14 protein-coding genes are annotated in these 14,122 nt (G+C 65.7%); 11 read left to right on the top strand and 3 right to left on the bottom strand.

Annotated features, from left to right (window positions below):
• The first annotated feature begins 8 nt into the window (after positions 1–8).
• Positions 9–1,646: a DEAD/DEAH box helicase family protein gene (locus GCU53_RS03540; RefSeq protein ID WP_208845436.1), complete on the top strand. Its 1,638-nt coding sequence runs from the start codon at positions 9–11 to the stop codon at positions 1,644–1,646.
• An 88-nt stretch (positions 1,647–1,734) separates the two neighbouring features.
• Positions 1,735–2,664, top strand: coding sequence for a hypothetical protein (locus GCU53_RS25905; protein ID WP_244307030.1), 930 nt, complete (start codon positions 1,735–1,737; stop codon positions 2,662–2,664).
• 212 nt (positions 2,665–2,876) lie between these two features.
• On the opposite strand, the gene GCU53_RS03530 is transcribed toward GCU53_RS25905, so the two are convergent.
• A complete protein-coding gene (locus tag GCU53_RS03530) occupies positions 2,877–3,785 on the bottom strand; it encodes a LysR family transcriptional regulator (RefSeq protein ID WP_152386396.1) in 909 nt (302 codons plus the stop codon).
• A 98-nt stretch (positions 3,786–3,883) separates the two neighbouring features.
• On the opposite strand from GCU53_RS03530, the gene GCU53_RS03525 reads away from it, so the two are divergent.
• The 9 genes from GCU53_RS03525 (at position 3,884) to GCU53_RS03485 (ending at position 12,839) form a co-directional block, all read left to right on the top strand.
• A complete protein-coding gene (locus tag GCU53_RS03525) occupies positions 3,884–4,498 on the top strand; it encodes a cysteine dioxygenase family protein (RefSeq protein WP_152386395.1) in 615 nt (204 codons plus the stop codon).
• A complete protein-coding gene (locus tag GCU53_RS03520; protein ID WP_152386394.1) occupies positions 4,495–6,078 on the top strand; it encodes a rhodanese homology domain-containing protein in 1,584 nt (527 codons plus the stop codon). Before GCU53_RS03525 ends, GCU53_RS03520 begins: the two co-directional genes overlap by 4 nt.
• Positions 6,079–6,194: 116 nt before the next feature.
• Positions 6,195–6,623, top strand: coding sequence for a hypothetical protein (locus tag GCU53_RS03515; RefSeq protein WP_152386393.1), 429 nt, complete (start codon positions 6,195–6,197; stop codon positions 6,621–6,623).
• A 284-nt stretch (positions 6,624–6,907) separates the two neighbouring features.
• Positions 6,908–7,813 carry a TauD/TfdA dioxygenase family protein gene (locus tag GCU53_RS03510; RefSeq protein WP_152386392.1) on the top strand — a complete coding sequence of 302 codons (906 nt, stop codon included), beginning with the start codon at positions 6,908–6,910 and terminating at the stop codon, positions 7,811–7,813.
• Positions 7,814–7,995: 182 nt separating this feature from the next.
• Positions 7,996–9,027, top strand: a complete 1,032-nt coding sequence (locus GCU53_RS03505; protein ID WP_152386391.1) for an ABC transporter substrate-binding protein — start codon at positions 7,996–7,998, stop codon at positions 9,025–9,027.
• Between the two features lie 4 nt (positions 9,028–9,031).
• Positions 9,032–9,862, top strand: a complete 831-nt coding sequence (locus GCU53_RS03500; protein ID WP_152386390.1) for an ABC transporter ATP-binding protein — start codon at positions 9,032–9,034, stop codon at positions 9,860–9,862.
• Between the two features lie 160 nt (positions 9,863–10,022).
• The gene (locus GCU53_RS03495) at positions 10,023–10,889 is read left to right on the top strand and encodes an ABC transporter permease (RefSeq protein WP_152386389.1); all 867 of its coding nucleotides are present in this window, start codon (positions 10,023–10,025) and stop codon (positions 10,887–10,889) included.
• A 112-nt stretch (positions 10,890–11,001) separates the two neighbouring features.
• On the top strand, positions 11,002–11,760 hold the full coding sequence (locus GCU53_RS03490; RefSeq protein WP_152386388.1) for an SDR family NAD(P)-dependent oxidoreductase: 759 nt from the start codon (positions 11,002–11,004) through the stop codon (positions 11,758–11,760).
• 62 nt (positions 11,761–11,822) lie between these two features.
• On the top strand, positions 11,823–12,839 hold the full coding sequence (locus tag GCU53_RS03485) for an ABC transporter substrate-binding protein (RefSeq protein ID WP_152386387.1): 1,017 nt from the start codon (positions 11,823–11,825) through the stop codon (positions 12,837–12,839).
• 452 nt (positions 12,840–13,291) lie between these two features.
• Here the strand turns inward: GCU53_RS03485 and GCU53_RS03480 are convergent, their stop codons facing one another.
• On the bottom strand, positions 13,292–13,777 hold the full coding sequence (locus tag GCU53_RS03480; protein ID WP_152386386.1) for a DUF2442 domain-containing protein: 486 nt from the start codon (positions 13,775–13,777) through the stop codon (positions 13,292–13,294).
• Positions 13,778–13,820: 43 nt separating this feature from the next.
• Positions 13,821–14,015, bottom strand: coding sequence for a DUF4160 domain-containing protein (locus tag GCU53_RS03475; RefSeq protein WP_152386385.1), 195 nt, complete (start codon positions 14,013–14,015; stop codon positions 13,821–13,823).
• Positions 14,016–14,122: the final 107 nt, after the last annotated feature.

The following is a 14,122-nucleotide window of genomic DNA, read 5'->3' as shown; positions in this document are numbered from 1 at the left end:
TAGTGCAGATGAATAAACCCACCATCGAAGAAATCCTAGCGCCCAAGCCGAAAGCCCGGCCGCGCATCTACGCCTATTCGATCGCCGACGCGGCGCACACGGGGCTTCTCAAGGTGGGGCAGACGACTCGCGACGTGAGCCAGCGCGTCGCCGAGCAGCTCAAGACGGCCGCCATCAAGAACTTTCGGATCGAACTCGACGAGTCTGCCGAGCGCGAAGACGGCGGCCTCTTCAGCGACCATGAAGTGCGCGCGGCGCTGGTCAGGAAGGGGTTCGAGAACGTCGAACTGGAGTGGGTGCGCTGTGCAGCCGATAACGTGAGGACCGTGCTGACCGAGCTGCGCACCGGCCAGCAGTTCACAGGGACGCATCACGAAACCTTTCCAATGCGCCGCGAGCAGGCCGAGGCCGTGGACAAAACCTTCGACTACTACCAGTCGATCTGGGCCGAAAACAAGAACGCTGCGCCGCGTTTTCTGTGGAACGCGAAGATGCGTTTCGGCAAGACCTTCACCACCTATCAGTTGGCCAAGAGGCTAGGTGCTAGACGCGTGCTGGTGGTCACCTTCAAACCGGCCGTCGAGGATGCTTGGCAGTCAGACCTTGAGAGTCACGTGGACTTCGACGGCTGGCAATACCTCTCGCGCTCGTCCGGCCGGGACCCGACGCAGATCGACTGTAACAAACCGGTCGTCTATTTCGGCTCCTTCCAGGATCTGCTCGGCCGTGACGCGGCAGGGAACATCAAGCCCAGGAATGAGTGGATTCACACCGTGAATTGGGATCTTGTGGTGTTCGACGAATACCACTTCGGGGCCTGGCGTGAGACAGCGAAGGAACTGTTCGAGGGCGAAGAGGAGGCCGTCGCGAAGAAGGAGGCCAAGCTCGAATACGCTGGCGGGCTGGAGGATATGAACGAAGACCTCACAGTGCTATCGGAGAAGGAAACCGAGTTCCTGCCCATCACCACCAAGGCGTATCTCTACCTCTCCGGTACGCCGTTCAAGGCGCTGGCGACCGGCGAGTTCATCGAGGAACAGATATTCAACTGGACCTACACCGACGAGCAGCGCGCCAAGGAAGACTTCGCCGTCGAAAACCCGGGCAAACGGAATCCCTACGGGGCATTGCCGCAAATGCGCTTGTTGACCTACCAGATGCCGGATGAGTTGGTGGCGATCGCCAGCGCCGGGGAATTTGACGAGTTCGATCTCAACGCCTTCTTCGAGGCATCGGGTACAGGCAATGCGGCACAGTTCAAGCACAAGAACGATGTGCAGAAGTGGCTGGACATCATTCGCGGGGGCTACGCGCCCAAATCGGTGGAGCATCTGAAGACGGGAACGCGGCCGCCGTTTCCGTATTCTGACGTGCGTCTGTTGCCGTATCTCCAGCACTCGTTCTGGTTCCTGCCTAGCGTGGCAGCCTGCCACGCGATGGCCAACCTGCTGGCGGAGAGGCACAACACCTTCTGGCACGACTACGCAGTGGTCGTCGCCGCCGGTGCATCGGCGGGCATCGGGCTGGATGCCTTGCCGCCCGTACGCAAGGCTATCGGCAGCGGATTCGAGACCAAGACCCTCACGCTGTCGTGCGGCAAGCTCACCACCGGCGTTATTAATCCGGCAATACGAAAGCACAAATAAGGCTCATACCAGTATCGGCATATATCCTTGATTTTCAAGGAGAAACCAAAATACAGAAAGTGCCCTATTGTATTGCCGGATTAATACCGTGCCTCAGTGGTCGTCCATCCTGATGCTGCGCAATCTCAAGTCACCAGAGAGCTACTTCCAGGCCGCATTCCGGGTTCAGTCGCCGTGGTCTATCAAGAACCCCAACGGCGATAACCCGAACGAGGAGGAGATTCTCAAGCCCGTCTGCTTCGTGTTCGACTTCGCGCCCACCCGCGCCCTGCGGCAACTCTCGGAGTACGGGATCGGCCTGTCGCCCAACGAGTCAAACCCGGAGAACGCGGTCAAGGAGCTCGTGTCCTTCCTGCCCGTGCTGGCCTACGACGGCGCGAACATGACGCAGATTGACGCCGGCGGCATTCTCGATATTGCGATGGCAGGCACTTCAGCCACGCTGCTGGCTCGCAAGTGGGAGAGCGCGCTGCTGGTGAACGTGGATAACGACACGTTGCGGCGCATAATGGACGACCCCAAGGCGATGGCTGCCGTGGAGCGGATCGAGGGCTGGCGCGCTCTGGGTGACAACATCATTGAGACGATCATTAATAAGAGCGAGAAGGTCAAGGAACTCAAGAACAAGGCGAAGAACAACGACTTGTCGGCAAAGGAAAAGAAGGAACTCTCCGACGAGGAGAAGGAATACAAATCCAAGCGCAAGCTGGTTCAGGAAAAGCTGATCAAGTTCGCCACCCGCATCCCGGCATTCATGTACCTCACCGACTTCCGTGAGAACACGCTGCAGGATGTGATTACCAAGCTCGAACCGGACTTGTTTCTTGCCGTCACCGGCCTGACGGTGCAGGACTTCCACCTGCTCGTCCGCCTCAAAGTCTTCAACACCGAGCAGATGAACCAGGCCGTCTTTGCCTTCCGTCGCTATGAAGATGCGTCGCTACGCTACACCGGTATCGAGAGTCACGAGGGCTTGAGTCACTACGGGCTTTACGACACGGTGGTGGCGAAGGATTGAAGGTGTTACAAGAAGGGGCCGAGAGCATTGAGTGTTCGCTATTGAATTCGAACAACTTCCGCTTCGGCACGATTGCCGCCAGTGCGGATTGGTAGAAAACCACACCACATTTTCTACCAATCCGCACCCCTCCCGCCATGCCCGGTGGAAAAGACCCGCGGTCGTTTTCCACCCTACAGGGCATCATCCGCCACGAATGAGGCTATCCCCGTTCAGACGCCACCCGCCGGCGGCGAGGCCAGGTGGCGGGCTACCAGGCTGCCGAACAGTTCGATGGCGCCGTGCAGGTTGCCGACGAAGCGCGGCTGCAGCAGCCAGAGGTCGACCGTCGGCTTGAAGTCGGCGAGGGCGACGACTTCCAGCTGCTCGCGGTAGCGGCTGGCCAAAAGCAGCGGCTCGGGAACCAGGCCGAGGCCGAGGTTCTTCGCCACCAGGCCGAGTTGCAGTTCGCTGCCGAAGGTTTCCAGGTTGATCCGCAGTTTCAGGCCCTGCTCGGCCAGGGCGTGCTGCAGGCCGGCGCGAAAGCCGCAGCCTTCCGGGTTCAGCACCCAGCCGCGGTCGCAGCAGTCGGCGAGTTTGCCGCCGCGCCTTTCCGAGCTGCCGCGGGCGGCCACCACCAGAAGCCGCAGGCGCCCGAGGGAGGTGGCGGCGATGCCCTCGGGAAAGCTCTTGCTGGCGGGAAACAGCGCCGCCACGGCATCCAGTTCGAGGTTTTCCAGGCGCTCCAGCAGGGTGCTGCCCCAGCCGCTGGAGACCTGGGTCTGCAGGTCGGGATAGGTGTTCTTCAGCTGCTCCAGGGTGTCGAGCAGCACCACGTCGCCGATGGTCTGCGGCACGCCCAGGCGCAGGGTGCCGCTGGGCGGGGCGTCGCGGGCGACGATCTCGCGCAGCACGTCCATGCTGCGCAGCACCTCGCGGCACTGCTCGTAGACCCGCAGGCCCATGGCCGTCGGCTTGAGGGGCTTGGTGTTGCGGTCGAGCAGCAGGGTGCCGAGGTCATCCTCGAAATTCTGCACGCGGCGGGTGATCGCCGACTGGGTCAGTTGCAGGCTGTCGGCGGCCAGGCTCAGCGACTGGCAGCGGACGACGGCGACGAAGGCTTCGATGTCATCTGTTTTCATGCGTTATTAGCATATTAGCTTATGAATAAAGTGCATTTTGATAATGATATGGCGCTTGGTAACGTGGCGCCATCTTGTCACAGAATGGATGAGCGACGATGAGTCAATCCCCCCTGCGCCTGGACCGCCTGCGCAATTTCGTCGGTGCCCTGGGCGAGCTGCTCGACCGGCACGACGACGAGGAGAGCGTACTGCGCGAAGGCCGGCTGCTGCTGCGCGAACTGGTCCTTCAGGACGACTGGCTGCCGGAGGCCTTCGCCCGGCCCGACCCGGAGCGTTACCAGCAGTACCTGCTGCACGCCGACTCCCGGCAGCGCTTCTCGGTGGTCAGCTTCGTCTGGGGACCGGGGCAGACCACCCCGGTGCACGATCACCGGGTCTGGGGCCTGATCGGCATGCTGCGCGGCGCCGAGGACGCCCAGCACTTCGAAGTGACCGCCGAGGGCCTGCGCCCGCTCGGCGATCCGCAGCGCCTGTCGCCCGGCCAGGTCGAGGCGGTGTCGCCGCGGATCGGCGACATCCACCGGGTGTTCAACGCCAGCCCCGACCAGCCGTCGATCAGCATCCACGTCTACGGCGCCAACATCGGCGCCGTGCGGCGTGCCGTCTATCTGCCGGACGGCAGCGAGAAGCCGTTCATCTCCGGTTATTCCAACCAAGTCCTGCCCAATATCTGGGATCTGTCCAAGGCCAAGGAGAATGTTCCCGCATGAGCCGTATCGCCACCCGTTCCTTCACCGATATCCGCGCCGCCCTGCTGGCACGCGAGGAACTGGCCCTGCTCGACGTGCGCGAGGAAGCGCCGTTCGCCGAGGGTCACCCGCTGTTCGCCGCCAACCTCCCGCTGTCGCGCCTGGAGATCGAGGTCTATGCGCGGGTTCCGCGGCGCAGCACGCCGGTCACCGTCTATGACGACGGCGAGGGCCTGGCCGAGCGGGCCGCCGAGCGCCTGCTGGCGCTGGGCTACCGCGACGTCGCCTTGCTGGAGGGCGGCCTCGCCGGCTGGCGCGCCGCCGGCGGTGAGCTGTTCATCGACGTCAACGTGCCGAGCAAGTCCTTCGGCGAGCTGGTCGAGGCCGAGCGCCATACGCCGTCGCTGGCCGCCGAGGAGGTCAAGGCACTGCTGGATGAGAAGGCCGACGTGGTGGTGCTGGACGCCCGGCGCTTCGACGAATACCAGACCATGAGCATTCCCGGCGGGATCAGCGTGCCCGGCGCCGAGCTGGTGCTGCGGGTGCGCGAGCTGGCGCCGAACCCGCAGATCCGGGTGATCGTCAATTGCGCCGGGCGCACCCGCAGCATCATCGGCACCCAGTCGCTGGTCAACGCCGGGATTCCCAACGCGGTGGCGGCGCTGCGCAACGGTACCATCGGCTGGACCCTGGCCGGCCAGCAACTGGAGCACGGGCAGAGCCGCCGCTTCGTCGAGGTCTCCGCCGAGGACCGTGCCATCGCCGCGCAGTCCGCCCGCGCGGTGGCGGACAGGGCCGGCGTCGGCCGAGCCGGCCTCGCCGATCTGGCGCGCTGGCGGGAGGAGGCCGGCCGCACCACCTACCTGTTCGACGTGCGCACCCCGGAGGAGTACGAGGCCGGCCACCTACCGGGGGCGCGCTCCACGCCGGGCGGCCAGCTGGTCCAGGAAACCGACCACTTCGCCAGCGTGCGCGGCGCGCGCCTGGTGCTGGTCGACGACGACGGCGTGCGCGCCAACATGAGCGCTTCCTGGCTGGCGCAGATGGGCTGGGAGGTGCATGTGCTGGACGGCTTGAGCGCTGCGGACTTCGCCGAGCGGGGCGGCTGGTCGGCGCCGGTGCCGCCGGCGCCGCAGAGCGAGGACATCGCGCCCGAGACCCTGCAGGCCTGGCTGGCCGAGGGCGATACCTTGGTATTGGACTTCACCACCAGCGCCAACTACATCAAGCGGCACATTCCCGGCGCCTGGTGGGCGCTGCGCGCACAGCTGCCGCAGGCCCTGGAGAAGCTGCCGCCGGCCGGACGCTACGTGGTCACCTGCGGCAGCAGCCTGCTGGCGCGCTACGCGGTGGACGAGCTGCACGCGCTGACCGGCAAGCCGGTGTTCGTCCTGGCCGGCGGCACCGCGGCCTGGATCGCCGCCGGCCTGCCGCTGGAGGAGGGCGAGACCGCCCTGGCGGTACCGCGCAGCGACCGCTACCGGCGTCCCTACGAGGGCACCGACAATCCCCGCGAGGCCATGCAGGCCTATCTGGACTGGGAGTTCGGCCTGGTCGAGCAACTGGGCCGCGACGGCACCCACGGCTTCTTCGTGATCTGAGCGGCCCGCCCCGGCCGCTCGCTGCATGGGGGAATGTATCGAAAGGGTAAAGAATCACCGCTCGACGGGTAGCTATGCTCTGATGAGCACTCCGCACTACCCCAGAGAGGTGAAACATGCTGTACATCCGTCACATCGCGCTGCTGGCCTGCCTGGCCTCGCCCCTGGCGATGGCCGCCCAAGAGGGGGTTGCCGGTCATCCGGGCGGCGAGCGCATGGGACCGCCGGCGGCTGCCTTCACCGCCTGCGAAGGCAAGCAGGCCGGCGACACGGCGTCCTTCACCGGTCCCGACGGCAAGACCGTGTCCGGCGTCTGCCGCGACATGCACGGCAAGCTCGCCGTGATGCCGGAGCATGGCAAGGGCCACCGTCCGCCGCCGCCGTCGGCGGCAGGCTCGGCCAAGGCCTGCGAAGGCAAGAAGGCCGGCGACACCGGCTCCTTCACCGCACCGGATGGCAAGACCCGGTCTGGCATCTGCCGCGACATGGGCGGCAAGCTGATGCTTGTCCCGGAGCCCGCCGGCGAGCGGATCGAGAAGGACTGACGTCCCTGTAGTGCAGCTGCCTTCTGCCGGAAGGCAGCTGCCTGGCATCGGTCCCCCGCCTGGCCGATGTCTGGATCGCGAGCTGAACGGCACACCTCTCGCCGCGAGGAGCGGTCATTAACTTAGGCAAAAAAGTTATTTAAACAAAAATCCATATTCCATTAGATTGCATCTATCGCGTACTTGCCGGTCAACCGCCGAGCCGCATGAAGAGAAATGGATGCGCCATTCGCATCCACGCCAGTTTCTTCGGGCCATGCCCGATCATGCGTTTGGAGATCCCCATGTCAGCGGTTGAATCCTTGTTGTCCGTTCCTGCCCAGTCGTTCGACGTCCGTCCCTTCGACGGCGTGCTGGGCGCCGAAGTCCTCGGTCTGGATCTGTCCCGTCCGGTCAATCCGGCGGATTTCGCCCGTATCCATCAGGCCTTCCTGGACCACCGGGTGCTGGTGTTCCGCGAGCAGCACATCACCCCCGAGCAGCACATCACCCCCGAGCAGCAGATCGCCTTCAGCCGGCGCTTCGGCGAGCTGCAGATCCATGTGCTCAAGCAGTTCCTGCTGGCCGGGCATCCGGAGATCTTCATTATCTCCAACATCGTCGAGAACGGCAGGCCCATCGGCCTGGGCGACGCCGGCAAGCTCTGGCACTCCGACCTCTCCTACAAGGAGCTGCCCAGCCTCGGTGCCATGCTGCATGCCCAGCAACTGCCGGCCGAGGGCGGCGACACCCTGTTCGCCGACCAGCAGCTCGCCTACGAGACCCTGCCGGAGGCACTGCGCAAGGCCGTCGAGGGACGCCGTGCGGTGCATTCCTATACCGCGCACTATGCCGACGAGGTGTTCAAGGGCATCCGGCGGCCGACGCTGACCCAGGCCCAGCTGGAAGAGGTGAAGGAAGTCGTCCATCCGGTGGTGCGCACCCACCCGGAAACCAGGCGCAAGGGCCTGTTCGTCAACGAGAACTTCACCACACGCATCCTCGACCTGCCGGAAGACGAGAGCCGCCAGCTGCTCGCCGAGCTGTTCGCCCACAGCATCCGGCCCGAATTCACCTACCGCCACCGCTGGCAGGAAAACGACCTGCTGTTCTGGGACAACCGCGCGCTGATCCACCTGGCCACCGGCTGCCCGAACCACCTGCCGCGACGGATGCATCGCACCACCATCCAGGGCGACGCGCCGTTCTGAGAGTCAGTCCAGAAGCTGCTGCGCGTCGGCCAGGCTGCGTTGAAATCGGGTTCGAAATGCTCATTTACCGCTCGTAAACTCCGCTTCCTCATCCGATTTCGCCTTGCCTGGCTCTAGCTCGCTAGCTCCTGAACCGACTCTGCCCTCTATCCCTGTTCACCGAACACTCAATGGAGCCTCCCATGTTTCCAGGCATACGCTTTCCCGCGATTCGCCGCCTTGCCGGCGGCATCGCCCTGGGCCTCGGCCTCGCCGGCAGCCTGCTGACCCCGGCGGCGGCCCATGCCGAAGGCCGGATCCGCATCGCCGAGCAGTTCGGCATCGTCTATCTGCTGCTCAACGTGGTGCGCGACCAGCAACTGATCGAGAAGCACGGCAAGGAGCAGGGCCTCGACATCAAGGTCGACTGGAGCCAGCTGTCCGGCGGCTCGGCGGTCAACGACGCGCTGCTGGCCGGCACCATCGACATCGCCGGCGCCGGCATCGGCCCGCTGCTGACCGTCTGGGACCGCACCCACGGCAGGCAGAACGTCAAGGGCGTGGCCTCGCTGGGCAACTTCCCGTACTACCTGTTGAGCAACAACCCCAAGGTCAAGACCATCGCCGACTTCGCCGAGAAGGACCGCATCGCCGTGCCGGCGGTGGGCGTCTCCATCCAGTCGCGCTTCCTGCAGTACGCCGCCGCCAGGCAGTGGGGCGACAAGGCCTACGACCGGCTGGACAAGTACACGGTCGCGCTGCCGCACCCGGAGGCCACCGCGGCCCTGACCAGCGGCGCCACCGAGCTGACTGGCCACTTCTCCAACCCGCCGTTCCAGAACCAGGCGCTGGAAAACCCGAATGTGCACGTGGTGCTCGATACCTACGAGCTGCTCGGGCCGAACTCGCCGACCGTGCTGTACACCACCGAGAAATTCCGCCAGGAAAACCCGAAGACCTACCGGGCCTTCGTCGACGCGCTGGCCGAGGCGGCCGATTTCGCCCAGAAGGACAAGGCCGCCGCGGCGGAAACCTATATCCGCGTGACCAAGGCGAAGATCGACAAGGACGCGCTGCTGAAGATCATCGACAACGAGAAGTTCGAGTTCAGCGTGACGCCGAAGAACACCTATCCGCTGGCCGAGTTCCTCCACCGGGTCGGCGCGCTGAAGAACAAGCCGGCGTCCTGGCAGGACTACTTCTTCCCCGATCCCAGGCTGGCCCAGGGGAGCTGAGACGATGAACGCCTTTCTCCAGAATTCCGCCCCTGCCGTGGCGACGGCCTTCCAGCCGCTGCTGCAGGTCGAGGGCGTCAGCCTCGAATACCGCACTGCCGATCGGGTGGTGCGCGCCACCCACGAGGTCAGCTTCGAGGTCGATCCGGGCGACCGTTTCGTCCTGCTCGGGCCTTCCGGCTGCGGCAAGTCGACCCTGCTCAAGGCGGTGGCCGGCTTCATCCGCCCGCGCGACGGCGCGATCCGCCTGGACGGCCGCGAGGTCCGCGAGCCGGGGCCCGACCGCATCGCCGTGTTCCAGGAGTTCGACCAGCTGCCGCCGTGGAAGACGGTCAGGCAGAACGTGATGTTCCCGTTGCTGGCCACGCGCACCCTGAGTCGCCGCGAGGCCGAGGCGCGCGCCCTGCATTACCTGGACAAGGTCGGCCTGGCCAGGTTTGCCGACGCCTACCCGCACACCCTCTCCGGCGGCATGAAGGCGCGCGTGGCCATCGCCCGTGCCCTGGCCATGCAGCCGAAGATCCTGCTGATGGACGAGCCCTTCGCCGCGCTGGATGCGCTGACCCGGCGGCGGATGCAGGAGGAACTGCTCGAACTCTGGCAGGAGGTGAAGTTCACCCTGCTGTTCGTCACCCATTCGATCGAGGAGGCGCTGGTCGTCGGCAACCGCATCCTGCTGCTCTCGCCGCATCCGGGACGGGTCCGCGCCGAAGTCGCCAGCCACGCCTTCGATCTGCACAGCAGCGGTAGCGCCGACTTCCAGCACGCCGCTCGGCGCATCCACCGGCTGCTGTTCGAGGAGGGGGAGAGCCCCGCCGCCGTGCATGCCGCCTAGGAGCCAGCTTGCTGGCGATAGCCGGGTAGGGCGGGCGACTCGCGCAGCGATTGCCCACCGGCCCTGCCGCCGGTGGGAAAGGCCTGCGGCCGTTTCCCACCCTACGCGGTCGGCTCCCGCATCTTCCCGTTTTCACCCGAGACTCTACGGAAAACACACCATGAGCCAGATCCCGCCGCTGCGACCGGAATACGAAATCGCCCTGCAACCTTTGACCGATCTGCCGCTCGAGCGCGAGCTGTCGCTGGCGCAGCGCCTGTGGCAGCAGGGCTGGCTGCGCAAGTCGCTGATCCTCGCTGCGCTGGCACTGCTCTGGGAGGTGGTCGCCCGCCTGCAGGGCAACGATCTGCTGCTGCCGAGCTTCCTGCAGGTCGCCCGCGCCCTGGCCGAGGGCCTGGCCAGCGGCGAACTGCTGGAGAAGGTGGCGATCTCCCTGTCGGTGCTGGTGCAGGGCTACCTGATCGGCATCCTGCTGGCCTTCGTCCTGACCACCCTGGCGGTCTCCAGCCAGCTCGGCCGCGACCTGCTGTCGACCCTGACCGCGATGTTCAATCCGCTGCCGGCCATCGCCCTGCTGCCGGTGGCGCTGCTCTGGTTCGGCCTGGGCGAGGGCAGCCTGATCTTCGTGCTGGTGCATTCGGTGCTCTGGTCGCTGGCGCTGAACACCTACGCCGGCTTTCTCGGCGTTCCGGAAACCCAGCGCATGGTCGGCCGTAACTACGGCCTGCGCGGGCTGCGCTTCGTCGCCCTGATCCTGGTGCCCGCCGCGCTGCCGTCGATCCTCTCCGGCCTGAAGATCGGCTGGGCCTTCGCCTGGCGCACCCTGGTCGCCGCCGAGCTGGTGTTCGGCGCCTCGTCCGGCAAGGGCGGGCTCGGCTGGTACATCTTCCAGAACCGCAACGAGCTGTACACCGACAAGGTGTTCGCCGGCCTCGCGGTGGTGATCCTCATCGGCCTGCTGGTGGAGAGCCTGGTCTTCGCCCTGCTGGAGCGCTGCACAGTGAAGCGCTGGGGCATGCAGCGCTGATCCAGACCATGTGAAAACTACTGCGCTCGGCCATGCCTTCGCTCGCTACGTTTTCACACGGCCTGGAAACCTTCCTTTTTCCTTTCATGTAGTCGCAACGAGAGCATTGCAGATGAGCAACATCGTCTTCATTACCGGCGCCACCTCCGGTTTCGGCCGCGCCGCGGCGCGCTGCTTCGCCGCCGCTGGCTGGTCCCTGATCCTCACCGGCCGTCGTCTGGAGCGCCTGCAGGCGCTGCAGGACGAACTCGGCGGCCAGGTGCCGGTGCATGTCGCCGCGCTCGACGTGCGCGACGCCGAGGCCGTGCGCCAGGCGGTCGCGGCGCTGCCCGAGGGCTTCCGCCAGGTGCGGGCGCTGATCAACAACGCCGGCCTGGCCCTGGCCCCGCAGGCGGCGCAGCAGGTCGAGCTGGCCGACTGGCACACCATGATCGACACCAACGTCACCGGCCTGGTCAACGTCACCCACGCGCTGCTGCCGACCCTGATCGCCACCGGTGCGGGGGCGAGTATCGTCAACCTCGGCTCGGTCGCCGGCCAGTGGCCCTATCCGGGCAGCCACGTCTACGGCGCCACCAAGGCCTTCGTCCAGCAGTTTTCCTACAACCTGCGCTGCGACCTGCTCGGCACCGGCGTGCGGGTCACCGACATCGCGCCCGGCATGGCCGAGACCGAATTCACCCTGGTTCGCACCAAGGGCGACCAGGCCGCCTCCGACCGGCTCTACCGCGGCACCACGCCGCTGACGGCCGAGGACATCGCCGAGCAGATCTTCTACGTGGCGAGCCTGCCCGTGCACATCAACATCAACCGCCTGGAGGTCATGCCGACCCGCCAGGCCTGGCTGCCGTTCGCCGTGGATCGCGACTGATCCGCCGCGCCGTTTCCGTTTTCGCCCGCGCGAGCCTCGCGCGGGTTCGACAGAGGTTTCCCATGCAGAAAAAACCGTTTTTCCGTCCCGCCCGACTGGCTGCCGGCGTGCTCGCCGGGCTGCTGAGCGGCCCGCTGCTCGCCCAGGCCGAGGGCAGCATCAGCATCGCCCAGCAGTTCGGCATCGCCTACCTGCTGCTCGACGTGGTCCGCGACCAGAAGCTCATCGAGAAGCACGGCAAGGAGCAGGGCATCGACATCCAGGTGGAGTGGCGCAGCATCTCCGGCGCCACGGCGATGAACGAAGCGCTCCTGGCCGGCGCTCTCGACGTGGTGTCGGCCGGCGTGCCGCCGATGCTGACCATGTGGGACCGCACCCGCGGCCGGCAGAACGTCAAGGCCATCGCCGCGCTCGGCTCGCAGCCCAACTACCTGCTGACCAGTAACCCGGCGGTGAAGTCCCTGGAGGACCTGGGCGAGAAGGACCGCATCGCGGTGCCCGCCGCCGGGGTCGGCTTCCAGTCGCGCACCCTGCAGATCGAGGCGGCCAAGCGTTTCGGCAAGGAGCAGTTCCAGCGCTTCGACGGCATCAGCGTCAGCCTGCCGCATCCCGACGCCACCGCGGCCCTGACCTCCGGCGTCTCGGAGATCAGCGCGCATTTCTCCAGCGCGCCTTTCTATTACCAGGCCCTGGAGAACCCGAAGGTGCGCAAGCTGATCAGCTCCTACGACATCCTCGGCGGGCCGGCGACCTTCAACGTGCTCTACACCACCGAGAAGTTCCACAAGGACAATCCCAAGACCTACCGCGCCTTCTACGATGCCCTGGCCGAGGCCGAGCGCATCGTCAAGGCCGACAAGCGCGCCGCGGCGCAGACCTACATCCGCGTGGAGAACTCCAAGCTGGCGCCGGCGCTGGTGGAGAAGATCGTCGAGGACCAGGAAAACGACTTCACCATCGTCCCGCAGCGCACCTTTATCTATGCCGAGAAGCTCCACGAGCTGGGCGTGCTGAAGAACAAGGCGGCCTCCTGGAAGGACTACTTCTTCGAGGAGGCCCACGGCGTCGAGGGGAGCTGAGGTTTCCCCGGCCCGGCGGAGCTTTCATGGACGGCTCTTGCCTGCTGGAGGCGGGCGGGGGCCATGTGCATTAAGCCGGGCACGGCGTGCGCCTGCTGGACACCCTGCAGGACAGGATTGTTGGCGAGGAGCAGGCGCTCTATGCGCAGGTCGAGCGGGAGAAGTGGCGGCCACCCTTGCCGGCGAGCTGCGCTGCCTGCGGACCATCCTTCACGTGGCGATCGCCGGGCAGGTGGTGCGTCTGGGGTGGCGCCGAACCGCCCGGCCCGCGATCAGGCACGCAACCGGCCGGCAATCGACTCGAACATATGATCGGCGGCCGAGCGGCCGTCGTGCAGCGGTTTGCAGAACAGCGCTCAGGCATTGGCATGGTTGGTGTCCAGCGCCTCGTCGATGTCCGGCTCGCCGGCGCTACCGATGAACAGATCCGCAGCAGGCTTCGGCCGCGGACGTCAGCAGGAGGCGCGGCGCGCCTTCTTGTCTTCTGCCTTGGCAGCCATGGATTTGTGCTCGTACTCCCAGCCCTTGCAGGCCAGTGCCACATGCTTGGGGATCAACGCCGTGCCGCTGCTGTAAGCGGTGATGGTGCGCCGGCTAAAGCCCAGCTCGATGGCCGCTGTGGTCAGGGAGAGCTTGTTGGCGGCCAGCCACTGTTTGAAGGCCAGGGTCGGCATCACCTCGCCAGCCTGCTCCAGTGCCAGGCGATGCAGGGTGGTGGCAGCCAGTTCGAGGTCGTCGCCCCAGGTCACATCGAAGCCCCATTCGCCGACCTGGGCCTGGCGGAACAGCTCCAGGTCTTCCAGCGGCTTGAGTACCGGGAAGCTGCGGATGTGCTCTGCCAGCTGGACGGTGTAGCGCTTGCCGTTGCCGAACTCGACCTGCAGGGCATGTTTGCCGGCAACGGGCTTCACGCTGTGGATGCGGACTTTGCTGGTCATGATCTAACTCCTCCGGTTCTGCTCGTCCCATACCTGCTGCAGCTCAGCGGCATGTTGCGCCGCCCACGCCAAAGCGGCCTTGAGGGCTTTGGGCTCGGCGGCCTTTGCCGAGCACCTTGAGTCCGTCTATCTCCACCAGCGACTCGCCCTCGGGCGTTTGCACATGGAAGTGTGGTGGCGCGTGGTCGTCCGGGTAGACCTTGATTTTCCAGTTGCGGTCGCTACGTACGGTGGCCATGGCGTGGATGCTAGGGAAAATTTTTCCCTAGGGCAAGTGTGCCCGGGGCGATTGATCACGCAGCGCCCGGAGCTGGCGGCCACCCTCGTCGGCGAGCTGCGCTGCCT

It is taken from the genome of Azotobacter salinestris, assembly GCF_009363155.1.
Lineage (GTDB): Bacteria > Pseudomonadota > Gammaproteobacteria > Pseudomonadales > Pseudomonadaceae > Azotobacter > Azotobacter salinestris.
This window is presented reverse-complemented; position numbering and strand designations above follow the sequence as displayed.